At 63.1% G+C, this 23,315-nt stretch carries 17 protein-coding genes; 10 read left to right on the forward strand and 7 right to left on the reverse strand.

Features of this window, described 5'->3' with window-relative positions; genetic code table 11:
• Positions 1-76: 76 nt before the first annotated feature.
• The 5 genes from INR99_RS02710 to INR99_RS02730 all read left to right on the forward strand — a co-directional run bounded on the left by INR99_RS02710 (position 77) and on the right by INR99_RS02730 (position 4,204).
• Positions 77-505 (forward strand): hypothetical protein, encoded by a 429-nt coding sequence (locus INR99_RS02710; RefSeq protein WP_194114744.1) that lies wholly within the window; start codon positions 77-79, stop codon positions 503-505.
• A gap of 184 nt (positions 506-689) precedes the next feature.
• Positions 690-1,847: a TolC family protein gene (locus INR99_RS02715; protein WP_194114745.1), complete on the forward strand. Its 1,158-nt coding sequence runs from the start codon at positions 690-692 to the stop codon at positions 1,845-1,847.
• Positions 1,834-3,135, forward strand: coding sequence for a multicopper oxidase family protein (locus INR99_RS02720; RefSeq protein WP_194114746.1), 1,302 nt, complete (start codon positions 1,834-1,836; stop codon positions 3,133-3,135). Before INR99_RS02715 ends, INR99_RS02720 begins: the two co-directional genes overlap by 14 nt.
• Before the next feature lie 47 nt (positions 3,136-3,182).
• Entirely contained in the window at positions 3,183-3,677 is a 495-nt protein-coding gene (locus tag INR99_RS02725) for a cupredoxin domain-containing protein (protein WP_194114747.1), read from the forward strand.
• Between the two features lie 104 nt (positions 3,678-3,781).
• Positions 3,782-4,204: a DUF411 domain-containing protein gene (locus tag INR99_RS02730; RefSeq protein WP_228098034.1), complete on the forward strand. Its 423-nt coding sequence runs from the start codon at positions 3,782-3,784 to the stop codon at positions 4,202-4,204.
• A gap of 6 nt (positions 4,205-4,210) precedes the next feature.
• On the opposite strand, the gene INR99_RS02735 is transcribed toward INR99_RS02730, so the two are convergent.
• The 4 genes from INR99_RS02735 to INR99_RS02750 all read right to left on the reverse strand — a co-directional run bounded on the left by INR99_RS02735 (position 4,211) and on the right by INR99_RS02750 (position 10,430).
• The gene (locus INR99_RS02735) at positions 4,211-5,176 is read right to left on the reverse strand and encodes a WG repeat-containing protein (RefSeq protein WP_194114749.1); all 966 of its coding nucleotides are present in this window, start codon (positions 5,174-5,176) and stop codon (positions 4,211-4,213) included.
• A 263-nt stretch (positions 5,177-5,439) separates the two neighbouring features.
• On the reverse strand, positions 5,440-7,656 hold the full coding sequence (locus tag INR99_RS02740) for a DUF4034 domain-containing protein (protein ID WP_194114750.1): 2,217 nt from the start codon (positions 7,654-7,656) through the stop codon (positions 5,440-5,442).
• 102 nt (positions 7,657-7,758) lie between these two features.
• Positions 7,759-8,814: a putative signal transducing protein gene (locus INR99_RS02745; RefSeq protein WP_194114751.1), complete on the reverse strand. Its 1,056-nt coding sequence runs from the start codon at positions 8,812-8,814 to the stop codon at positions 7,759-7,761.
• A 206-nt stretch (positions 8,815-9,020) separates the two neighbouring features.
• Positions 9,021-10,430 carry a WD40 repeat domain-containing protein gene (locus INR99_RS02750; protein ID WP_194114752.1) on the reverse strand — a complete coding sequence of 470 codons (1,410 nt, stop codon included), beginning with the start codon at positions 10,428-10,430 and terminating at the stop codon, positions 9,021-9,023.
• A 192-nt stretch (positions 10,431-10,622) separates the two neighbouring features.
• On the opposite strand from INR99_RS02750, the gene INR99_RS02755 reads away from it, so the two are divergent.
• From INR99_RS02755 to INR99_RS02770, 4 genes are all read left to right on the forward strand, one after another.
• A complete protein-coding gene (locus tag INR99_RS02755; protein WP_194114753.1) occupies positions 10,623-11,276 on the forward strand; it encodes a TetR/AcrR family transcriptional regulator in 654 nt (217 codons plus the stop codon).
• On the forward strand, positions 11,269-12,372 hold the full coding sequence (locus tag INR99_RS02760) for an HlyD family secretion protein (RefSeq protein WP_194114754.1): 1,104 nt from the start codon (positions 11,269-11,271) through the stop codon (positions 12,370-12,372). The genes INR99_RS02755 and INR99_RS02760 overlap by 8 nt, the downstream gene beginning before the upstream one ends.
• Positions 12,373-12,426: 54 nt before the next feature.
• Positions 12,427-14,007, forward strand: coding sequence for a DHA2 family efflux MFS transporter permease subunit (locus INR99_RS02765; RefSeq protein ID WP_194114755.1), 1,581 nt, complete (start codon positions 12,427-12,429; stop codon positions 14,005-14,007).
• 349 nt (positions 14,008-14,356) lie between these two features.
• Complete coding sequence (locus tag INR99_RS02770) at positions 14,357-16,858, forward strand: SPFH domain-containing protein (protein WP_228098035.1); 2,502 nt, start codon at positions 14,357-14,359, stop codon at positions 16,856-16,858.
• A gap of 167 nt (positions 16,859-17,025) precedes the next feature.
• Here the strand turns inward: INR99_RS02770 and INR99_RS02775 are convergent, their stop codons facing one another.
• From INR99_RS02775 to INR99_RS02785, 3 genes are all read right to left on the reverse strand, one after another.
• Positions 17,026-18,213, reverse strand: a complete 1,188-nt coding sequence (locus tag INR99_RS02775) for a hypothetical protein (RefSeq protein ID WP_194114756.1) — start codon at positions 18,211-18,213, stop codon at positions 17,026-17,028.
• Between the two features lie 418 nt (positions 18,214-18,631).
• Complete coding sequence (locus tag INR99_RS02780; protein ID WP_194114757.1) at positions 18,632-19,252, reverse strand: CBS domain-containing protein; 621 nt, start codon at positions 19,250-19,252, stop codon at positions 18,632-18,634.
• Positions 19,253-19,341: 89 nt separating this feature from the next.
• Positions 19,342-22,008 carry a cation-translocating P-type ATPase gene (locus tag INR99_RS02785; RefSeq protein WP_228098036.1) on the reverse strand — a complete coding sequence of 889 codons (2,667 nt, stop codon included), beginning with the start codon at positions 22,006-22,008 and terminating at the stop codon, positions 19,342-19,344.
• 166 nt (positions 22,009-22,174) lie between these two features.
• Here INR99_RS02785 and wecB point away from each other — a divergent pair, with 166 nt between their 5' ends.
• On the forward strand, positions 22,175-23,311 hold the full coding sequence (wecB, locus tag INR99_RS02790) for a non-hydrolyzing UDP-N-acetylglucosamine 2-epimerase (RefSeq protein ID WP_308431430.1): 1,137 nt from the start codon (positions 22,175-22,177) through the stop codon (positions 23,309-23,311).
• Positions 23,312-23,315: the final 4 nt, after the last annotated feature.

The following is a 23,315-nucleotide window of genomic DNA, read 5'->3' on the forward strand; positions in this document are numbered from 1 at the left end:
GGACGGCGGGTGCATTCTGCGGGGCTTGTATGAAGGCGGGATGAAGCGGTATCGTAAAAAGCACTGTGAACTTTTCATGCCCGTGACGCTCTGTTTCCCCATGCTGCGCCGCTACCTGCTCCTTCTGCTGATCGCCCTGCTGCCCCTGCAGGCGCTGGCGGCTGCGCGCATGATGCACTGCACCCCGCCTGCGGCGGCTGGCGCGGCTGAAAGCGCGGCCGCAGGGCCGCATGCCCATGCTGCAGGGACCGCTGCGCACGAGCATGGCGCTGCCGCTGCGCCGGAATCCGATTTCGCCGCCGGCACCACGCAGGATGCCCCGGCCTTCAAGGGTCGGCTGGCCGGCTGCAGCGATTGCGGCCATTGTGCCGTGTGCTACCCCGCCTTGCCTCCGGCGCTGCCGCATGCCCCGCCTGCGGCGGATTCCGCCTATCTGCCCGCGCCGGTCGCGCTCGCGCCCGACGCCGAATATCAGCCTCTTTTGCGCCCTCCGCGCGCCGCCTGATCCCTGCCTGAAGCCGTCACCTGCCCGCTGCCGCTGAGCCGCGCGGCCGGTGCCGAGCTGCGGAGCAAGCCGTGACCATCCGGTTGCGGCGTGCATTTCTCGCCCGTTTTTCCGCCGCTGGCGGAGAACAGGGGCGCAGCCGGCAGGCTTGGTCCCGCCTGCTCGCCCCGCTGGAGATCAGAACATGACAAGAAAAATACCGTTATACGGTGGCATGGCTGCGGCCATGTTGCTGCTGGCCGGCCTGGCGCCGGCTGCCGCCCCGCCTTCAGAGCCGGTTCCCGCGCTCTGGCTGGGGCAGGCGCCGCTGCGCGCCACCGAGCTGGCATCGATGCCGCTGGATGCCGATCGCGTGGCGCGGATTGCCATCCTGAATGCCCCCGCGCTGCGGCCGGCGCTGCGCGAACATGGCATCAGCCCGGCACAGCTGGCCGTTTTACCGCTGTGGCAGCAGACAGCCGCGGTCGACATTGGCCGTGATGTACTGGGGCTGGCGCAGGCCCCGCAGGGACGCACGGCGCTGGCGCAAGCCGTGCTGGATAGCGTGCGCGAGGCGCGGCTGGCCTGGTTACAGCTGGCGCTGGCCAGCCAGACGCTGCAAGTGTGCGAACAGCAGGCGCGCGCGGCCGATGCCGCGCTGACCCTGATGGAGGCGCAGGTACAGGCCGGCAACGCGGCCGAGGAAAAGCGCCTGCCGCTCAGACAGGCGGCACGCGCCGCCGCTCGCGAACGTCTGCACTGTGCCGCCGCGCTGGCCAAGGCGCAGCGTCGGCTGGCCAGTGTGCTCGATTTGCCGGATGCCACGACTCTGCGCACCGCCCCCTTGCCCGCACTGCCGGCCAGCCTGCCGCAGGCCGAGCTGCCGCAATGGCTGGCAGCCAGCCCGACAGGCCGGCAACTGCAGCAGCAGCAGGCCATCGAGGCGGCGGCACTGCTGCCGCGTGCGGCCAGCCGCAGCCTCCGTCTGCCGCTGACTGGCGCACTGGATCCCGAAGGCATGCCGGCCGTGTCGGCCGCCCAACTGGAGCTGGGCCTGCAGCAAGCCGGGCTGCGTGCGCAGCTGGCGGACGACTGGGCGGCGCTTGAGCTGACCTTTCAGGAGTATCGCTCGCTAAGCGAGCAGTTACCTGATGCCCAGAGCTATACCCGGGTAATGCTCACCCATTACAACGGCATGCTCGGCAGTGTGTACGAGCTGATCGACGCCCGCGCCGCCGAATTCGCCCTGCAGCGCGAGTTGCTGGAAAAACAGGCCGCCTTCTGGGAACACGCCTTCACGCTGGAAGCGCGCCTGGGCGCGCCGGTCATCATCAACAAGGAGGTGCGTCATGCAGCGCCGTGATTTTCTGGGAGCCAGTGCGGGTGCGCTGGCCGGGCTGGGCTTGCTGGGTATTGGTCGTGAGGCCAGCGCTGCGGCTGCCAGTGTGGCAAACCCCCTTGGTGTATCTGGCGGTCGCACCCCGGTGACGACGCTGAACACCCGCACGCTGGGTTTTCGCATGAACAATGGCGTGAAGGAATACCACCTGATCGCCGAACCCGTCGAACAGGAAGTCGCCCCCGGCATGACGGCGCTGTTCTGGGGCTATAACGGCAGCAGCCCGGGCCCGACCATCGAGGCCGTCGAGGGCGACCGCGTGCGCATTTTCGTCACCAACAAGCTGCCCGAGCACACCACCATCCACTGGCACGGCATTCTGCTGCCGGCCGGTATGGATGGTGTGGGCGGGCTGACGCAGCCGCAGATCAAGCCGGGCGAAACCTATGTCTACGAGTTCACCCTCGGCAAATCCGGCACTTTCATGTACCACCCGCATGCCGACGAAATGGTGCAGATGGCGCAGGGCATGATGGGCATGTTCATCGTGCATCCGAAAAACCCTGCCGAGCGCCGTGTCGACCGCGATTACGCCTTCATGCTGGCCAGCTACAAGATCGATCCCGGCACGCGCCGGCCCGATCCTTCGGAAATGCTCGATTTCAACCTGTGGACCTTCAACAGCCGTACCTTCCCGGCGATTGCCCCGCTGGTGGCGCGCACCGGTGAACGGGTGCGCATCCGCGTGGCCAACCTGACGATGACCAATCATCCGGTGCATGTGCATGGGGTGGATTTCCGCGTCACCGGCACCGACGGCGGCTGGGTTCCGGAGGCCGGGCAATGGCCGGAAGTGACGACCGACGTCGCCGTCGGGCAGATCCGCGTGATCGAGTTTGTCGCCAAGGCGCCGGGCGACTGGGCGCTGCACTGCCACAAATCGCACCACACCATGGGGCCGATGGGGCATGGCGTGCCGAATATGCTGGGGGTCGACCAGGCCGCCGCCACCGCGAAAATCGAAGCATTGCTGCCCGGCCAGCACTATATGGAAATGGGCAGCAACGGCATGGCCGAAATGCAGGACATGGCGGCCATGGCGGCGATGATGCCGCTGCCGCCCAACACCCTGCCGATGATGACCGGTGAAGGGCCGTTCGGGCCGATTGAAATGGGCGGCATGTTCACGCTGCTGAAGGTGCGCGACGCGCAGAAGCCGGGTGATTACAGCGACCCGGGCTGGTACGAACACCCGCCGGGTACCGTCGCCAGGCCAGCAGACAGCAAGGCCTTCAGTGGCATACCCACCTGATACGCCAGCAGTTCCACAAGTTCACAACGCATTGAAAGGATTCACCCATGAAAACCACCCTGATCATCACCTCCTTCCTGCTGGCACTGGCTGCGCCCGCGAGCTTTGCCGCCGGTAGCGGCGAGCACGACCACGGCAGCATGCACGGCGAGGGCTACAGCTTTGGCGAACCGGGCAAGGCTACTGAAGTGACCCGCACCATCAAGGTCAGCGCCGGCGATGACATGAAATTCGTCTTCGACCCGCCGATCGGCAGCATCAAGCGCGGCGAAACCATCCGCTTCGACATCACCAATACCGGCAAAACCGTGCACGAATTCTCGGTGGGCGATGCCGCCAGCCAGCGCGCGCATGCCCTGATGATGAAAAAGATGCCCGACATGAAGCACGATGCCGATCCGAGTGCGGTGACGCTGGAGCCGGGCCAGAGTGGCAGCGTGATCTGGAAATTCAACAAGACCCCGCAGGGCGACATCGTGTTTGCCTGCCAGAAGCCCGGCCACTACGACGCCGGCATGCAATTCAAGACCAGACTGAAATAAGCGCCAGGCCGGAGCATCATGCTCCGGTCTGCCATACCTGCCAATCCATAGCGATGCAGGCCAAGCTTGCCAAAGCCCACAATCACATACCCATAGGAATTCTCATGAAAACCCGCTTATTGGCCGTACTGACGGCCCTGGTTTCCGCCTCAGCACTCGCCGCCCCGGCCGGCACGCTCTACAAGGACCCGCACTGCGGCTGCTGTGGCGCGCATGCCAGCTACCTGCGCAGCGCCGGCTACAGCATCAAGGAAGAGCCACGCAGCGACATGCCGGCGATCAAGCAGCAATACGGCACCGACAAGGCGCCAAGCTGCCACACGCTGGTGATCGGCGGCTACGCCGTCGAAGGCCATGTGCCGGCCGCCGCCATCGCCAAACTGCTGAAGGAGAAGCCCGCCGCCAAAGGCATCGCCGTACCCGGCATGCCGGCCAATTCGCCGGGCATGGGCGAGTACAAGCCCGGCACCATCGAGGTGGTCCTGCTGACTAAAGACGGCAGCGTGAAGCCCTATGGCAAGTTCTAGTGGCCCTTAAGCGTCGATCTGCCGGTCAAACAGCCAGTTACCGGCCAGATCGATGTAGCCATTGCGCCCGTCACGGCTGGCTTCCAGCACGTCCGGATAGAGGTCTAACTCGATGTTATCAAAGGTGCAGGGGATGACCAGTTCGCCGCTGCGGTCGATGCAGCCTTGCCTGCCTGTGGCATCGTAGACCACCGCCAGCCCGCAGGGCATGAAGCTGCTGGCGTCCGCAAAGCGGGCGGCAATCACCAGTTCGCCCGTGCGGTTGATGAAGCCGTAGCGGCCGTCGATCTCGACGCGTGCCAGCCCCTGCCGCAGGTCGGCCAGATCATCGTATTGCGGAGTAACAACCTCCGCGCCCTGGCTGTCGATCAGCCCGTAGCGCCCGTCCTGCACCACCAGCGCCAGCCCTTCCGGACCAAAGTGGAAAACGCTGTCGAAGTCCGGCGTCAGCACGGTGTCGCCATTGCGGTTGATGAACAGTACCCGTTCATCCTCGTCGCGCGCGCGCGCCAGCCCGTTGGCCGCGAAATCACTCAGCTTCTCGTAGCGCGGCGGAATCCGCCAGGCGCCGCTGGTGTCGATATAGCCCAGCTGACCTTTATCCACCCTGGCCATGCCGTGCTCGTCAAAATCGTAGGCATTGTCGAACTGTGCGGGGATGACCAGCTCGCCGCTGCGGTCGCAGTAGCCGCTGAGGTAACTGCCATCCGTGACCGCTGCCAGCCCGCAGGCGGCAAAGTCGCGGGCACTATAGAAGCGCGGCGAGATCTGCCACTGGCCGTCCATTCCCAGATACCCCAGCGAGTCGTCGCGGTGGGGAACGATGATGGCGGCTGCCAGCCCGAAGCAGAACCGGCCGATGTCGTAATAGCGCGGCGCAATCAGGATGCTGCCGTCACGGTCGGCATAGCCCTGCTGGCCGCCGGCGTTTTCGATGGGCAGCCAGTGATAAGGATCGGTGATGATGGGCATGGGTGATTTTCCGGTTAATTGAACGGGGTGTTGCTTATACCTGACAGCCTATGGCTATTAGATCATTTGTTGCTGGGAAGTTCAGGGTCATACCCTGCCTGGCAGATGGTTGAAAAAGCCGGTTTTTCCAACCACAGCAAGCACCGGGCCAGGCCCGGCGCAAATCGGCTTCTGAAAAAATCAACGACGTATATTTTGCTTTTCATCCGTTTTTCCCGGCTTTGCCGGAAAAAACGGATCGCAGGCCGTTTTTCAACAACCTGCTAGGCGAAGGGTAATTCCTCCGGGGAAATCTCCGCGCGGGTGCTGGCAAGCCGCGCGCGCGCATCCGCATCACATTCGAAGACGGCAGCGAGTACGGTGGCATATTCCGGCGTGTTGCACAGTTCTTCATCGCAGGCTTCCGCCGCCAGTAGCCAACGTACGCCAGCACGGTAGTCATGCAGACTGCCAGAGCGGGCATTCCCTCGAATAGTGGCTATCGCCAGCATAGCGGGCGCGCAGTCCTCGCTTTCTGCCTCCAGTTCGCCCAGCATCTCCTCTAGCAGTGTTTCATCGTCCAGCCAGGGCAGTAGCGGCAGAAGGTGGCGCAGAGTTTTGCCGCGGCGGTCGACCAGATCGGCATTTTCGATCAGCACGCGCACGAGTTCAGCCACGCTGGCCAGCAGGGTGGCGCGTTGCGATGCATCGTCCGTGCTGGCAAAGGCTTCGCTATAACACGGCAGCAGCTCGCGAGCATTGCCCGCCCGATCACATTCCAGCCAGCGGATTACCTGTTCGCGGCTGCCGCTGCTGCGCCCTTCCAGCACGCTGCGAGCTAAAAAACTGGCGCAGTGCGGGTTGCCCAAACCCGCACCGATGCGGCAAAAGGTGTCGGCATCTTCATCTGCAAGGCAATTCGCGATCCCGACCCAGTCGTTCGTGTGCGGCGCAAGCCGGGCGACTTCGGCGTACCAGTGCTCGGCAACCACGGCATCGGCGCAAAAGCCGCCGCGACCGGTTTGCGCCAGCCATGCATACAGCAGCATGGCGGTGGTATTGGCGCGTTCACGCACGGCCAGCTCCAGCGAGGCCGGTAGCCAGTCGCACTCGTGCGCCAGCGCGAACTGGTACAGCCACCGTTGTGCCCCCGCGATCCAGCTATCGCTCAGGCCATGGCGGATCGGGCCTGTGCTAAGGAGTTCTTCGGCAAAGGGGCTGTCCGCGTCATTCGGGCACATCTCATCAATCACCTGCAGCAGCAAAAATTGCCGCTGCCCCGAGCGCAGGGGCTTGCCCAGCTCGTGATTCAGCCGCTCGAACAACGTCTCTGCGTCGACTTGGGATTCTGGATCGTAGCTGATGCCGGTGTTGTCATATATAAAGCGGCAACCGAGCGGGTAGGCGACGACATTGCGCCGTTCCGGAGTGAGCCACGCGAGTTCCCGGCTATCCAGCCAGGACTGCAGAGCCGCGTCGTTCAGATGCCAGGCGCGAACAGGCAACACGCAGAAAATTCGCGGATGCATGGACTGTGCGACGCGCAGCCAGTAATCCAGCAGCCATTGATTGCTGCCATCAAGATGCACTTGCAACACGCTCGGGCTTTTAGCGCCCAGGCTTTGCCGCAGTTTCTGCCACAGACCTTGTGGCTCAGGCGCCGTGACTGGCGCAGCGCGCTGCTGATGAGCATCGTCAGCAACGTCGTCGTAGACACTGCTGGCAATTTCAACCGCAGGTAGCGCAGCTGGCCGCAGACGTGGGAAAGCGAGTTCCGCATCAGCGGGCAGGCCGATCTGTGCCAGCAAGCGTGCAACCCCGGCACGCTCGGCTTCATCTTCGTCGACGCGATAGTTATATGGGCTACTATTTTGTTGTTCTGCTGCGCGTCCAGCCAGCAGCTCGGCCAGCCACAGGTCGAAATACGGCTCGGCGTGGTGGTATTCGCCGATGTGAAAGAGCGCCAGCGCCGGTGCGGTCCACAATCGTTCATCGCGCTCCAGCGCAGCAAGGACGGCTACCAGCAGCAGATCGCTGCAAAAATTGGCAACACTCGCCGCTGCCTGGCGCGATGCCAGTTGTGCCTGGGGTGAGCCTTGGTCGGGTGTGACAGTGAGGCGGTGGTAGCAGAACTGCCAGTAGGCCGCTTCCAGCAGGCAGGCCTGCGCAGATTGGGGAAAGGCGTCGCGCCAGGCACGCAAGCGCTGGTAACTGGCCGCGCCATCGGCAAACAGCGTGTCCCCATCGCGCACCAGCAGATGAAAGAACGCCTCTTCATCCTGCGCATGCCTGCGGCCCGCGCTCGTTGCCGCGGCGAGCAGCTTTTCGATTTGAGGGTATTGCCCTGCATGCAGCAGTTCATGAATGCTGCTGGCTAATGCGGGGGCGGGGTATGGCAGTGCCGCGGGCAGTTTGGGCGTGTACGGCAGGCACACTTTTGGCAGCTCGGTTGCGGCTGGTGCGTAGAGTTTCCAGTTGCGTTGCTGTTTGTCGATCCACATGGGCTTGCTCGTTCAAATCAGATATTGGGGGAAACGTTGGGCACGCCATTTGCCGCTTGCATGGGCAGATGTTCCAGCGCCAGTGCGCCGCCTGTGCTGGAGCTAGTTGTCGTTACCGAAATGGCAGTTGGCGGCGCTGATGCGATAACGCCGCACCGTATTGTGCTCGCCGTCGACGATCTGGATGTCGTTGATCATGCCCTGGCGCAGCAGCTTCTGCATTTTCGGGTCCTGGCAGATCTGGTTGTGGTTTGCATCCAGAAAGCCGTTGATGGCCTCGTCAGCCAGTGCTTCGTCCTGCATTTCGATGGTATCGGTCAGCACATTGCCGCTGGCGCTGACGGCAATCAGACGGGTGTTCGCATCGATGCGGTAGGGCAGACCGTTTTTCGCATCCTCGTGCGCAATGTCTGCCACCAGCTGGCTAACTGTGACGGTGCTATCGAACAGTGGACCCAGCGCAAAGCCATAAGCCAGCGTGGCGAGTGTTCCGAGCAGCATGGCCAGCCCCATCGGGCGGCGCGGATAGTGCCACGGCAGCATCGTTTGTGCCTGCCTGCGTCCTGCGCAGAAATACCAGAGCACCAGCACCGGAAAGGACAGCAGCATGAAGATGCCCATGCCACCGTGCAGATCGCGGGCAATCCACAGCAGATAGGCGCTGATGCCCAGTACGCCGCTCAGCGTTGCCAGCAGCCAGATCAGGCTGCGGCGGCGGGCAGCATGGTCGCCGATGCGGCACCAGTTCTGGTAATGCAGCAGCATCGGAAACAGCGGCCCGAGAATCATGCCGATCGCGGCGGCCCAGTCCGGGTGCCACAGCGCGGGCATCGGGTCGGGTGCGGCCGGGCTGGCGGCAGGTGCCGCTTCGTCCTCATCGTCCAGTGCCAGCGTGCCGGCGCGGTATTCGGCCAGCAGTGCGTTGGCTTCCGGCAAATCGCGCTCCTGCACCAGCAGGCGGATTCCGCCCAGCGCATTGCCCAGCACGCCATAGGCATTGACCGTATTCAGATCGGCCAGCTGCGCCGGTATGCCGGCGCTGGCGAGCAGGCTTCTGACCATTTCGGCATCGATGGCTTGCTCGAAACGCGTGAGGGTAACCAGCTCGGCCGGATCGGCCGGCGGCAAGGCGGATGGCGCAGATGGAGTGTCGCTCATTACGGGATCTTGGCTACAAAGTTCGGAATGATACGCGGGAGCGCAAAACAATGACTGCTTCTGTCAGAAACAGGGTTTCATCGTCTGATTTCAGCCGGGCCGGACTGGCGACCCTGCCTCAGCGTATCGTGCCATTCATTGTTAATTTGGTGGGTATATTGATGTAGCCATTCATAATAAATGGTTTCGTCGATATACCCTTGTATTTACCAGCGCAGCGGTGTGGCTTCCTGCTGCCAGAACAGCCAGCGTTCACGCTCGCGATGTGGGCCGGTGCCGATCTGCCAGGCATCGCGTTCACCGCTGTTCAGCGCGATCAGGCTGATTGCGCCGCCATAGCTGCCGACTGCCAGCGTTTTGCCGTCGCCGGACAGTGCCATGCTGCTGATGGTTGAGCCGACGAAGTGCGTCCAGTGCGGCGTGCCATCATGGCCGAAGGCGCGCAGATAACCGTGGGCATCGCCGACGATGTATTCGCCGGCGCGGCTGATGGCGGCATAGACGCGTGCGCCCTCCTGCAGCGTGGTGATGGCCGGATGGGCGTCGTCGTAGTAATCGGTATCCAGTCCGATCCAGTGTTCGCGATTCACGCCGATGCTGCAGCCGCTGTAGAAATGGCAGGCATTCAGCAGAACCTGGCGGCTGTCAGCCGCAAACAGGGCGTAGTCCGGATATTCGCTGTGCGGGCCGATGTGGCCAACGGGCTTGAGTGCGGCATCAAACAGGACGTGCACGCTGCACTGGTCGCCGGCGGCAATCCATTGTCCGTCCGGTGACAGTGCGGCATGCACCATGTCGAGGTCGATTTCCAGTGGCATGCCACTGCGCTTGCTGCCACTGCGCTTGCTGCCACTGTCGCGCGCCAGCTCGTGCAAGCGTCCGGCATCGGGATGCAGCCGGGTCGCTCCGCCTGCAGCCAGTACATACACGCCGCTGCGGCAGGCCAGCAGCACGCGCTGGCCGTCGGGGAAGGGCTGCAGCGCCTCGATTTCAAAATTGCGCGGGTTCTCTGCCAGCGCCAGCCCGTAGGGCAGGCCCTCGGCGCCAGTGGGCCACGCCAGCATGGCTAGCCGTTCACCCTGCCAGCCGGCGTGAATGGCAATGCCCTCGACGCTTGCCAGGGCCAGCAGCCGGCCGTCGCCGGATAGGCCGAAGCCGAGCAGGGCGGAATCCAGCTGCTCGCACTGGCCTTGCCGGAGTCGCACGCAGCGGGGTGTTTCATAGCTGGCACCGATGCGTGCCAGTACGCTGCCATCGGCCAGTACGGCCAGTTGGGAAATGGCCTGGGCATTGCCCTCAAGCAGGCCGGCATACAGATCGGGACTGGGTGGCCAGTCCTCGCGCAACTGGCGGATCGCCGCGTCACCGGCGGCATTGGCGGCACGCAGTGCTTCCAGCAGCGCAGGGTAGAGGGGCTGCATCCCGGGCAACTCCGGCTGCTCACCGGCCACATCCCAGCCGTAGTCGTTGCCGATGCGGACATAGTCATTGATGGCGGCGCCCCAGGCTTGCGCGAGGCGTTGCCAGTTTTGCCGGGCGCTGTCGTTCAATTGCAGGGTCATCGCCTGGCGGTGGCGGGCCATGGCAAGTTTCTGTTCGGGATGGGCGATGGGCATGGCAAGGGTGTCCGGGTGATGAAGATGCAAAGCCGAGGGGATTTTGTCAGATTGATGAAATGAATGGCGGAAATTGTGTGTGACGGTGGTGACAGCACTGCTGTTCGCACATCCCGTTGCACTCACGCGCTTGCCGCATTCGCTCCGCTCCGGTTTAATAACTGACCAGTCAGTCATTAAGTGTGTGTCATCATGGACGAACACCGCGATCAGCCTTCCCGCCGGCAACGGCGCAAGGACGCCAGACCCTCGGAAATCACCGCCGCCGCCTTGCGTTTGTTTCACGAACGCGGCTTTGCCGCAACCAAGCTGGACGATGTCGCCGCGGCGGCCGGCGTGACCAAGGGCACGCTCTACCTCTATTTCCCGAGCAAGGAAGCCTTGTTCAAGGCCGTGGTGCAGGAAAGCGTCATTCCGAACATCGACCGGCTGGCGCAGGCTGCGGCCTCATCCACCGAGCCGCCGCTGGGCAAGCTGGCGCTTGTGCTGCGCCTGCTGGCGCAGGGGCTGAACGAGAGCGACGGCTGCATTTCCAAACTGATGCTGGCCGAGGCCGGCAATTTCCCCGAGCTGGCGCAGTTCTATGTCGACGAGGTGGTGCACCGGCTGCACGACGTGGTGCGCGGAATACTCTCCGAGGGTATTGCCACGCAGAGCTTCAGAAATATCGATCTTGTGCATACACCCCGCCTGATCATGGCCCCGTTGCTGCTGGCCAATATGTGGCGCAATACCTATGGCAGCTTCGACCGCTATCCGGTCGACCCCGCCCATTACGCCGAACTCCAGATTGCCATGCTGCAGCACGGCTTGCTGCCATCACCCCAGGAACCCCGTCATGACTGAAACCGCAAACGCCGCTCCGCCGCGGCAGAACAAGGCCCGCAAGATACTGGGCGGCATCCTGCTGCTGGTCGCCGCCCTGATCGGCTGGCGCATCTGGTGGTCCAGCGGCCATATCGGCACGGATAACGCGCAGGTCGAAGGGCACATCGTGCCGGTGTCGGCACGGGTCGGCGGCTATGTGCTGCGGGTGCCCAACGAGGACAACAGCCAGGTGGCACGCGGCCAGTTGCTGGTCGAGATCGACCCGCGCGACTACATCGCCAGGGTGGCGCAGGCCGAGGCCGACTGGCGCAATGCGCTGTCGGCATCCGGCCAGTCCGGTCAGCCGGGCGAGGCGCTGGCCAAGATCGGTGCGGCCAATGCCGCGGCGGCTGCCGCCGCCGCACAGGGACAGGCTGCCGAGACAGCAATTGCCGAAGCCCGCGCAACGGCCACCAAGGCACGCAATGACCTGCAACGCGCCCGCGAGCTGGCGGCGCAGAAGATGTACAGCCAGGCGCAGCTCGATACTGCGCAGACGGCACTGGCGGTCGCCGAAGCGCGCGTACAGAGCCTGATCGCGCAGAAAAATGCCGCGCAGGAGCAGGCCGCCGCCGCACGCCAGCAGGTGGTGGTGTCCGGAGCCGGGCTGAAGTCGGCCGAAGCCAAGACCATGGCCGCCGAGGCCGCGCTGGCACTGGCCAGGCATCAGCTGGCCGATACGCAGGTGACCGCGCCGGCCAGCGGCGTGGTGAGCAAACGCGCGGTCGAGCCGGGGCAGATGATCCAGGCCGGGCAGACGCTGATGTATCTGGTCGATACCTCGCGTCTGTGGGTGACGGCCAACCTCAAGGAAACCGAGATTGCCGAGGTGAAACCGGGCCAGCGGGCCGAGATCAGGGTCGATGCCCTGTCCGGGGTGAAGCTGACCGGCAAGGTTAAATCGTTCAGCCCGGCAACCGGCGCGCGCTTTACCCTGCTGCCACCGGACAATGCCACCGGCAATTTCACCAAGGTGGTGCAGCGCGTGCCGGTGCGCATCGCGCTGGATCCCTTGCCCGAAGGTGTGACCTTGCGCCCCGGGCTGTCGGTGGATGTGACCATCCTGACGCGCTGAGCAGACATTTGAAGGGCAATGCCATGCTTCAGAGGCCACTGTGAACCCGCAACGATGAAACCCATCCTTCCCACCCTGTCCCGTTCGGTCGACGACGCCAGCATCCATGCCAACCGCTACATCATCGCGATGACGGTAACGCTGGCCTGCGTGCTGGAATTGCTCGACACCAGCATCGTCAATGTCGCCATCCCGCACATGATGGGCACGCTGGGCGCGACGCTGGACGAAATCACCTGGGTGTCGATCGGCTATGTGGTTGCCAATGTCATCGTACTGCCGATCTCGGGTTTTCTGGGCAATCTGTTTGGCCGGCGCAACTACCTGCTGCTGTCGATTACGCTGTTCATCGTGGCGTCGATTGCCTGCGGCAACGCCAGCACCCTGCCGGAAATGGTGTTCTGGCGCATCGTGCAGGGCCTGGGCGGCGGCGGGCTGATCGCGACCGCGCAATCGACGATGTTCGAGGTGTTCCCGCGCAAGGAAATGGGCGCGGCGATGGCGATCTTCGGCATGGGTATCATGCTCGGGCCGATGCTGGGACCGACTGTCGGTGGCTGGCTCACCGACCAGTACAGCTGGCCGTGGATTTTCTACATCAACCTGCCGCTGGGCCTGCTGGCGCTGCTGCTGGTGCTGCTGTACGTGCCGGAATCAAAGCTCAGGCAGAAGGTCGAGCATATCGATTTCACGGGCTTGCTGCTGATGGCCGCCGGCATCGGCGCGCTGCAGCTGATGCTGGAGCGCGGCGAGCGGCTGGACTGGTTCGATGCCTGGGAAGTGGTGGCCTATGCGGTGATCAGCATCGCCGCGCTGGGGGCCTTCATCATCCGCCAGCTGGAACACCTGCACCCGCTGGTCGACCTGCGCGTGTGCCGCGACCCGCAGTTTGCCGCCGGGCTGGTGATGACCTTCTTCCTCGGCGCCTCGCTGTTTGCCACCGTGTTCATCTTCCCCGTGTATCTGCAGACACTGATGGGCTATTCGGCCTGGCAGACGGGCTTGCTGATCCTGCCTTCTGCCCTGGCATCCGGGCTGATCATGCCGGTATCGGCACGGCTGGTGAGCAAGGGGTTTCCGGCGCGCGGGCTGATTATCTGCGGTGCTGGCCTGTTCATGTATTCGATGTGGCTGCATTACCACTTCACCACGCAGTCGGGCACCTGGGATTTCATGCTGCCGCTGGTGATCCGTGGCGTAGGCCTTGGCATGATTTTCATGCCCTTGAACAATCTGAGCATGGCCAATCTGCAGCCGCTGCAGATCGGCAGTGCCACGGGCTTGTACAACCTGACCCGCCAGCTTGGCGGCAGTGTCGGCATTGCGCTGTCGGCGACGTTTTCGACCAAGCTCTCGCACATGAAAAACGATGTGCTGCTGGAACACCTGAGCGGGCCGTTTGCCAGCGAGCGCCTGGCAATGCTCAAGTCCCGCCTGCTGGCGAGCGGCATGCCGGTCACCAGCGCGGATGGTGCGGCGCATGCACTGCTGGCGCAGCAAGTGCAGAAACAGGCACTGATGCTGGCCTACGACCATCTGTTCATGCTGTTCGGCCTGGCCATGCTGCTGACCCTGCCCTTGCTGGTGGTGATGAAAAAGCAGCAGGTTGCGGCATCGGCAGAAGTGGCACACTAAGGGTATATCCCCAAAAGTCATTTGAATAAATGGCTGCATGGTAATACCCATGCAACTGGCTGGCCAAACATGGTGCGCGGCTGATCCCGCTGCGGGCAGGATCAGTGCCGCGGCTCTTGCTGCCGCAACCGGAAAACCGCTCAGCATTCCGGAAAATTGCTGATCCGGCGGGTTTATCCCGCCAACCCTTCCAGAAAACTTGAAAGTGCTTCAAGAAAGCTCTGTGACAGGCCTGCGGGTCATGCGCCTAAGATGAGCTTGTCTTCCCGAGAGGAAGCGGCGCGAGCCACCTGCCAGTTCTTGGGCAGACTGGCCGCACCCCTGACAAGCATATCAAGAGGGTTCGGAGATGAATGATCTGTTGCAGCCACTGTTCGACCACGCCGGCATGCTGGCTATCGGCGCGGTGTTGATTGTTTTGCTGGTGAATTCCATCGTCATTGTTGGCGGTGAAGAAATGGCGCTGCTGGAACGCCGCTGGCTGGGGCGCAAGATGCCGCAGGGGCGGGTGGTGGCGCAGCCCGGTGAGGTGGGGATCCAGGCGCGCACACTCGGGCCGGGACTGCACCTGCTGATTCCCTTCCTGTTCAAGGCGACCAAGATTCCCTTCGTTACGATTGCCGATGCCGAAATCGGCCTGGTTGAATCCATCGACGGGCATGCGGTATTGCCGGGCAAGATCTTTGCCGAGCCGGTCGACGGGCACAACTCCTTCCAGGATGCCGAAGCCTTCCTGCGCAATGGCGGCCAGAAAGGCCCGCAGGTAGCGGTGCTGCCACCGGGGAAATACCGTATCAACCCGTATCTGTTCCGTGTGGACAAGGCCGCGATGATCACCATCCGCGACCATGAAATCGGTATTGTCGAGGCGACCGATGGCGACCCGATTCCGGCCGGCCGAATCTTTGCCCGCACGGTGGCCGGCCATCAGGCATTCCAGGACGGCGCCGGGTTTCTGCGCAACGGCGGGCAGAAAGGTCCGCAGATCGACGTGATCCCGCCGGGGAATTACCGGATCAACCCGCTGCTGTTCAAGGTAAGCAAGAGCGCGGCGGTCAGCATTCCCGAAGACAGCATCGGCCTGATCGAAGCCACGGATGGCGAGCCGATTCCGGCCGGGCGCATCTTTGCGCGGGTGGTGAAAGGCCATGATGCCTATCAGTCCGGGCAGGCCTTTATCGACAATGGTGGGCAGAAGGGCCCGCAGATCGATGTGCTGCCTCCGGGGCTGTACCGGATTCACCCGAATCTGTTCAAGCTGCAGATTGTGCCGGCCATCGTGATCGAGAAGGGCGCGGTCGGGGTGGTGCTGGCACAGGATGGTCTGCCGATTCCGACCGGGCGTCTGCTCGCGCACCGCGTCAGCGGCCATGACAACTTCGAGAATGGCGAGGCCTTCCTCAACCAGGGCGGGCAGAAAGGGCCGCAGATCGATGTGCTGCTGCCGGGTACTTACCGGATCAATACCGCACTCTTTGCCGTTCGCACCGCGCCGGCCACGGTGGTCGAGGCCAATCACGTCGGGCTGGTGACCGCGCTGGACGGTATCCCGCTGCCGGAAAACGAATACGTGGCACGGCAGGTGGGCGGCCATGACGACTACCAGAACGGCTCGGCCTTCCTGACCCAGGAAGGCCAGCGTGGCCCGCAGCTGGACGTGCTGCGCCCCGGGACGTATTACATCAACCCGCTGCTGTTTACCGTCGAACTGGACAAGGTGGCCGTCATCGAGCGCGGTCAGGTCGGTGTAGTCGTGTCCAACGTCGGGGAGGCCCCGCCCGAGGAAATGATCCGCCGTCTGTCCGCCACGCAGGGCTCGACACAGGAAGCCGGGCAGGAACGCTATGTGGTGCCCAAGGGCTTCCGCGGGATTCAGGAGGAAGTCGCCGGCCCCGGCAGCTATTACCTGAATCGTCGCGCCTTCATGGCCTACATCATCGATACGACCAACATCACCATCGACTGGGACGAGCAGGCCGATACCCGCTTTGACGAACTGACGGTGATTTCCAAGGATGGCTTCCCCATCCAGGTCTCGGTCAAGGTGGTCATTCGCGTGCGGCCCGATCAGGCGCCCTATATGGTCGCCAAGGTCGGCTCGGTCGATAACCTGATCCAGCACGTCATCCATCCGATGATCGACTCTTCCTTCCGCAACCAGGCCTCCACGGCCTCGGCGATGGATTTCCTGCAAAGCCGCTCGGAAGAACAGGCCAAGGCCGAAGCGCGCGTGCGCGCCGATCTGGAGAAATACCACGTCGAATGCGTCTCGGTGCTGATCTGCCAGATCAAGCTGCCTGCCGAACTGATGGAAACGCAGACCAAGCGCATCATCGCCGAGCAGCAGCTGGAGATGTACAAGATGGAGCAGCGCTCGCAGGTGGAACGCACGCAGATGGAAAAAATGCGCGCCACCGCCGACCAGCAGCCTGTGCTGGTGGCTTCGGAAATTGCCGTGCAGGTGGCCCAGCAGAAAAAGAGCGAGATGGTGACGCTGGCCGAAGGCGAGGCCCGTTCCAAGGCGCTCGACGGCGAGGGGGAAGGCAACCGGCTGCGGCTGATCGGTGACGGCGAGGCGGCCAAGATCTCCGCCATCGGTGAAGCCACCGCGCTGGCCTACCAGAAGCAGACCGAAGCGCTGGGCGAGGATGCCATCCGCTCGATCAAGCTGGTCGAACTGATTTCGGGGGCCATCGAACGCGGCCAGCTCAAGATTGTTCCCGATGTCATGGTCTCGGGCAGCGGAGCCAGCGAAGGCTTCATGGCCCAGCTGGCCCGCCTGCTCCCCGGCATGGACCTGGGCCAGCTGCTGGCGCGCGGCAAACCCGATGTGCTGCCGCCACCGCAATAAGGGAGTGATCAATAAGCCAGCAAAGCAAACGCGCCAGGATAGCCATGGCGCGTTTGCCTTCATCTGAAAGCGAAAATGTCGATGCCTCCGCTTTAGGCCTTGCATCCACATGAAGCATGACAAGGAATCCGGATTCCGCCCGCCAAGGGCAGCGGGCGGAGTTGGAATCAATCGCTCCAGCCGCCTTCGCAGCGGAAGCTTTCAGCGGGCAGGGTACGCAGCTTGCCGCTGCGTGCATCCAGCTCCCAGAGGCGGCCTTGGGTCTGTTTGGCATCCCAGCGGTGCTTGTGCCAGCCACTCATGTCATCGCTCTTGCCCTGCTTGAATTTCGGCGAAGGCAAAAAGCCGATCTGGACCAGTTGTTTGCTATCACCGATGAGCTGAGGCAGCTTCTGGGTCCCGGTAATGCACGACTGGCCACCTGCTTCGCCCTGATAGGAATGCTCAACCGTCAGTTTATTCATGTCGTAGGGGCCAACCGGCTGTGCATCGGCAACCACGAAGCTGCGCTTGTCGACAACCAGTAGCCACTGCTGCTCCGGTCGCGAAGCCAGAATCAGCTGCCAGTGTCTGGCTGCGTTGTCGTACTCTTCCCGTCCTCCGCCACGAACATCGAACTGAGTGAACGATTTGGCTGCCTTGCTACCGGGGGGCGTTTCTATCCAGCCAGCGCTTTTGAGCAGCGGGTATTTGCCACTGTCGTCGATCCCGCCGGGCAGGGTCTTGCCGATCAGCAAACGCGGGTCGCTGCCGAGATTGCTGCTGGCTACCACCTCTTCGGTGCTGGTATTGCGCGCTTTATAGCGACCACTGGCAGGATCAAGGCCCCATACCCTGACGAGCGGTTTGGCGAGTTGCACCAGCTTGCCCTGAGCATCGCTGATGGTTCCGGTGGTGGTGGTTCGCAACTGCAGTGGCTGGTTGGCACTCGCCAGTACTTCCAGCTTGGTATCGCTTTCCTGACAACGGGCGTTCGGTTTGCACGCTCCGGCATTGCTGACGGAACCATCAATACTGCCCAGCTCGGCGATCTGACCGTCCTTGTAGCCACCAATCAGCCAGCGTTCAGACGAGTACCCCTGCCGGAAAGTCCATGCGCTGATAAGCCAGCCAGCATGCCCAGTGCCCAGATCGAGCCAGCGGATGCTCTCCGCTGCCGGAGGGTTGCCGAATCCAAGGCTGGATTCTGTTCTTTGTACGGCTTGCCAGCCTTTGCTCGTATTTAAAAAACGCCCAATTAGGATAGAACCGCTTGCGGTATTGCCATCCCGTTCTGCGGCGGCAATCGCGTAAAGAGCCTGAGTGCCGTCGGACTCCCGAATCAGTCGCGCATCGAGCACGTACGCTGTTGCCACGCTGCCATCCTTGAGGCGGATGCGGGCTTGCCCCTGAGCGTTGCTGCTCCCAAACCATGTGTGAGCTAGTCCTACCGTATCTAGTTTGGAAATGCTGGAAATCTGGACAGGCTTTCCGGCACTGACTGGTGGTTTGGTTGGCTGAGTGGGCGAAGTGGCAGGCTGGACGGTCACACACCCAGCCATTAGTGCTGCCAGTGGGAGCAGGGCTAGCAGTGGCTTATTCATTATTACATTTCCAGTTTAAAAACTGACGCTGAGTGTATAGTTTTCGGGCGGTAGCGCTTGTAACGCCTCTCACACCTAACGGAATGAGTCTGTCTTGTGTAGCAAACCGCTTTCGCGAAAAGGCGTACATTCTTCAGTAGAAATCCTGCTTCCCTGGAGCATGAGCGATTTCTCGTCGGATCAAACCGGTTTATCCCCACAGACTCAATGCCGGCTCGGTACTGACGGCGCGCAGGATGTCGGTTTTGGAGATGAAGCCGGCGATGCCCTGATCCGCAGCCAGTACCGGTACGCCGTCCAGCGCGTGGTCAAGCATCAGTGCGGTGACGTGGCGCAGGTCAGTGTCGGGGCTAACCACCAATACCGGCGTGCGCATGACGTCGGCGACCTGCCGTTGCAGGACCTCGTGCGCGATGCCGTCGGCGATGACCAGCGAAGTGAGCAGATCGCGGTCGCTGACCAGCCCGACCAGCTGGCCGTCCTGCAGCACCGGACACTGATGGATGCCGTGCGCGTGCAGCAGTTGCCAGGCATCCTGCACGCTGAGTGCGGCATCGGCGGTGATGACCGGGCTGTGCATGATGCGCCCGCAGCTGAAGACCGGCCCGCGCTCATGATCGAGCTGCTGGGTGCGCAGGTATTCGTTGCGCGCAAGCTTGCCCGGCAGGGGCAGCTGGAAGCCGCTGGTGGATTCTTCGTTATTGCGGGCGACGGCGGCGATGCGCCGCGCCGGGTAGAGGCCCGGGGTGGTGTCAAGCTCGCTGCGCGTGCCATGAAACACGCGGCCGGTGATGCCATAGACCGAAAACATGCACGGCTCCTGCCGGATACAGTTGGTGGTATAAGCTTGTAGGCCTTAACTCATAGCGTTTTATTGGACATACCCAAGTAATTCCAGGCTCAGGCACGTGGCAGTAGCAGCCGGCACAGCAGTTTGCGGGCTTCTTCCAGCAGCAGTGTTGTGGATGCCAGCCCGATGGCCAGCAGCCAGTCGCGTGCAGCGAGATCGGTGGCGTCGAACACGGCCTGCGCCGGTGCCCAGTGCACGGCCACCACCTGCATCAGCAGCACGCCGGCCAGAGCCAGCCACAATTTGCCATTGCTGAAGAACTGCTCATTGAAGGCCGAGCCGGATTCGCTGCGGGCATTGAAGATATTGAAAAACTGGAACAGCACGAAGGTGGTGAAGGCCAGTGTGCCGGCATAGCGCTCGCCATGCGCCGCGCCGAACTGCCAGGCTGCCAGCGTGCCGCAGGCCATGGTGATGCCATACAGGGCGATGCGCAGCAGGCGCGGGCCGGTGAGGATGTGCGCGGTGGTGGCTCGCGGCGGCTTGTGCATGATGCCCGGCTGTGCCGGTTCAACGCCCAGTGTCATCGCCGGCGGCCCATCCATGATGATGTTTACCCACAGGATCTGGATGGCGGTGAACGGCGCCGGCCAGCCCAGCAGCATTGCACCCAGCATGGTCAGTAGCGCGCCAATATTGGTCGAGAGCTGGAAGCGCACGAATTTGACGATGTTGTCGTAGATGGTGCGCCCTTCCTGCACGGCATGCACGATGCTGGCGAAATTGTCGTCGGTGAGCACCATTGCCGCAGCCTCGCGGCTGACTGCGGTGCCGGTCTGCCCCATGGCCACACCGATGTCGGCCGTTTTCAGTGCCGGTGCGTCGTTCACGCCGTCGCCGGTCATGGCGACGACCTGCCCGCTGGCCTGCAACGCTTCGACAATGCGCATCTTGTGTTCGGGAGCAACGCGGGCAAATACGCCGGTGTCGCGCACCAGCGCGGCGGTGGCGGCGGCGTCCAGCCCATCGAGTTCCCGTCCTTCGCGGACCTGGCCGGGCAGGCCAAGCTCGCCGGCGATGGCGGCCGCGGTGAGGCGGTGGTCGCCGGTAATCATCTTCACGCCAATGCCGGCGCGGTGACAGGCGGCAATCGCCGCGGCGGCTTCGCTGCGCGGCGGGTCGACCATGCCGGCGAGCCCCAGCAGGGTCAGTCCCTTGCTCCACTGCGCCAGATCCTGGCTGGACGCAAACTCGCTGGCGGGGATAAGGCGGGTTGCCAGCGCCAGTACCCGCATCGACTGATCAGCCATTGCGCGGGTATGGGCTTGTATACTTTTTATCGCATCGCTTGTGATTGGTATGGAGTGGTGGGTATTGCTGCTGTGGTGCGTGCTGCGTGCAAGCAGCACATCCGGAGCCCCTTTGACCCAGAGGCGCACCTGCTCGCCTTCGCGATGAAAGGTCGCCATGAATTTGTTTGCCGAGTCGAAGGGGATTTCGGCCAGCCGCGGGCTGGCGGTACGCAGCGTCCCGGCGTCAAGGCCGGCCTGGGCGGCCAGCTGCAGCAGCGCGCCTTCGGTGGGATCACCGATGATGTGTTCGCCATCAAGCTGTGCATCCGCGCACAGTACCGCGGCAAGCAGCAATTGCAGCAGCGTGTCATCGGCCTGCAAGCTCAGCTGCGCCGGTGTCAGGGTGCTGGCATCGTAGCGCTTATCCGCAGCGTACAACTGCCGCACAGCCATGCGGTTCAGCGTCAGCGTGCCGGTCTTGTCCGAGCAGATGACGGTGGTACAGCCCAGTGTTTCCACTGCGGCGAGTTTTTTCACGATGGCATTCTTGCGCGCCATGCGGTGCATGCCCAGCGCCAGTGTCACGGTGACTACCGCGGGCAGTCCTTCCGGAATGGCGGCAACGGCGAGCGCAATCGCGGTCATGGCGGTTTGTGCCAGCGGATCTCCGCGCAGAATGCCCAGCAGAAAAAACAGCAACACGACAAAACCGGCAATCAGTGCCAGCCGCTGGCCGAGCCGGTCGAGCTGGCGCTGCAGTGGGGTAGCCGATTCGGCCGTGGCCGCCAGCAGGTGCGCCAGCCGGCCGGTTTCGGTGCGCATGCCGGTGGCGGTGACGATGGCTTCCAGCCGGCCACGGGTCACGACGGTGTTCATGTACAGCATGTTGCTGCGCTCGGCCAGTGGCGTATCGGCTGGCAGTGGGCTGCTGCCCTTCTCCAGCGGATGGGCCTCACCGGTCAGGCTGGCCTCGCTGACTTCGGCGCCGTGGGCGGCCAGCACCCTGGCATCTGCCGGCACACGGTCGCCGGCCTCCAGCAGGATCAGGTCTCCGGGTACCAGCTCGCTGGCCGGGATATCGCAGACTTCGCCATCGCGCCGCACGCGCGCCGTGTGGGCCAGCATGGCTTTCAGGGCGGCGAGTGCGGCTTCGGCACGGTTTTCCTGGATAAAACCCAGCGTGGCGTTCAGGAGCACTACCAGCACGATGACCACGGCATCGGTGAGATCCCCGATCAGCGCGGCGACAGCGGCAGCGGCCAGCAGAATCAGGATCAGCAGATTGCGGAACTGGTCGGCAAAGCGCAGCCAGCCTGGCCGGCGTGCCGCTTCCTGCAGGCGGTTGAGCCCGCATTCAGCCAACCTGCTCCGTGCAAGTGCGGCAGCAAGCCCCTGCTGCGTGCTGTGCAGCGCCGCCACAACCTGCTCGCTGGACAGGGAATGCCAGTGCATCGAGGCATCGGGGGGATGGTGTGATGGATCCATGCGTCCTCCTGCTCTCATAGTAGTCGCTCCACCGTGCGCAGGTCGGCAGGTCTGCAGCGGGGTATGGCGATGGCCGGTACTGCAAAGTCGGCGGCTTTGCGACAAAATCGGGATATTCAAGCATGTTCCGGAATTCAAAATTCAAATGGCAGACAGTCACCGTAAATTGAAAGTTCTTTGTGTATTTGGCACCCGTCCGGAAGCCATCAAGATGGCGCCGGTGATCAGGGCCTTGCAGGCGGATGAGCAAATGGATTGCCTGGTCTGTGTGACCGCGCAGCACCGGGAGATGCTTGATCAGGTGATGCGGCTGTTCGGTTTGCAGGCTGATTTTGATCTCGATCTGATGCGCCCGGGACAAACACTGGCCAGTCTGACCTCACGTGTTCTGGAAGGGGTGACCGATGTGCTGGAGCGCTGCCGGCCCGATATCGTGCTGGTGCATGGTGATACGTCCACTACCCTGGCGGCAGGACTGGCTTCGTTTTACCAGCGCATTCCGGTCGCGCATGTCGAGGCTGGCCTGCGCACCGGGGATATGGAGGCACCGTGGCCGGAGGAGCTGAATCGTTCGGTGGTCGGGCTGTTTGCCCGTCTGCATTTTGCGCCCACCGGGCAGGCTGCCCAGAACCTTCGTGCGGAGGGGCGCCGTGAGGAGGATATTTTCATCACCGGGAATACCGTGATTGATGCACTGCTTGGCATCAGCAAACAGCTGGACGAGAACCCGGCACTGGCGCAAGAGCAGGCCACGCGTTTCCCCTTTCTGGCTGCGGACAAGAAGCTGGTGCTGGTGACCGGCCATCGCCGCGAGAATTTTGGCGATGGTTTTCTGAATATCTGCAAGGGACTGGCCAGGCTGGCCAGCCGTGACGACATCCAGATTGTCTATCCGGTGCACCTGAACCCGAATGTGCAGGAGCCAGTCAATGCGCTACTGCGCGGCTTGCCGAACATTCATCTGATCGAGCCCCAGGATTACCTGCCCTTCGTGTATCTGCTTAAGCGTGCCGAGCTGATTCTGACCGACAGCGGGGGGATTCAGGAGGAGGCACCGGCACTGGGCAAGCCGGTGCTGGTCATGCGTGACACCACTGAGCGTCCCGAAGCCGTGGCTGCCGGCACAGCCAGACTGGTGGGGACGGACTGTGAGCGCATCGTCGCGGCGGTCAGCAATTTGCTGGATGACCGTCAGGCCTATCTTGGCATGACCGAGGCGCCCAATCCCTACGGCAATGGCCAGGCTGCCGCACAGATCCGCGCCGCCATGCTCGATTGGTGGGCGCGAACCCGAGCGGAATGAAAAG

Origin of the sequence: Chitinilyticum piscinae (assembly GCF_015223195.1) — a bacterium.
In the GTDB taxonomy this organism is placed as follows: Bacteria; Pseudomonadota; Gammaproteobacteria; order Burkholderiales; family Chitinibacteraceae; genus Chitinilyticum; species Chitinilyticum piscinae.

Coding starts and splice junctions, on each gene's coding strand:
- INR99_RS02745 (WP_194114751.1), bottom strand. CDS start 8,814: ATGAGCGACACTCCATCTGCGCCATCCGCCTTGCCGCCGGCCGATCCG.
- INR99_RS02780 (WP_194114757.1), bottom strand. CDS start 19,252: ATGTTTTCGGTCTATGGCATCACCGGCCGCGTGTTTCATGGCACGCGC.
- INR99_RS02755 (WP_194114753.1), top strand. CDS start 10,623: ATGGACGAACACCGCGATCAGCCTTCCCGCCGGCAACGGCGCAAGGAC.
- INR99_RS02785 (WP_228098036.1), bottom strand. CDS start 22,008: ATGGATCCATCACACCATCCCCCCGATGCCTCGATGCACTGGCATTCC.
- INR99_RS02730 (WP_228098034.1), top strand. CDS start 3,782: ATGAAAACCCGCTTATTGGCCGTACTGACGGCCCTGGTTTCCGCCTCA.
- INR99_RS02770 (WP_228098035.1), top strand. CDS start 14,357: ATGAATGATCTGTTGCAGCCACTGTTCGACCACGCCGGCATGCTGGCT.
- INR99_RS02740 (WP_194114750.1), bottom strand. CDS start 7,656: ATGTGGATCGACAAACAGCAACGCAACTGGAAACTCTACGCACCAGCC.
- INR99_RS02725 (WP_194114747.1), top strand. CDS start 3,183: ATGAAAACCACCCTGATCATCACCTCCTTCCTGCTGGCACTGGCTGCG.
- INR99_RS02765 (WP_194114755.1), top strand. CDS start 12,427: ATGAAACCCATCCTTCCCACCCTGTCCCGTTCGGTCGACGACGCCAGC.
- INR99_RS02715 (WP_194114745.1), top strand. CDS start 690: ATGACAAGAAAAATACCGTTATACGGTGGCATGGCTGCGGCCATGTTG.
- INR99_RS02710 (WP_194114744.1), top strand. CDS start 77: ATGCCCGTGACGCTCTGTTTCCCCATGCTGCGCCGCTACCTGCTCCTT.
- INR99_RS02720 (WP_194114746.1), top strand. CDS start 1,834: ATGCAGCGCCGTGATTTTCTGGGAGCCAGTGCGGGTGCGCTGGCCGGG.
- INR99_RS02750 (WP_194114752.1), bottom strand. CDS start 10,430: ATGCCCATCGCCCATCCCGAACAGAAACTTGCCATGGCCCGCCACCGC.
- INR99_RS02760 (WP_194114754.1), top strand. CDS start 11,269: ATGACTGAAACCGCAAACGCCGCTCCGCCGCGGCAGAACAAGGCCCGC.
- INR99_RS02735 (WP_194114749.1), bottom strand. CDS start 5,176: ATGCCCATCATCACCGATCCTTATCACTGGCTGCCCATCGAAAACGCC.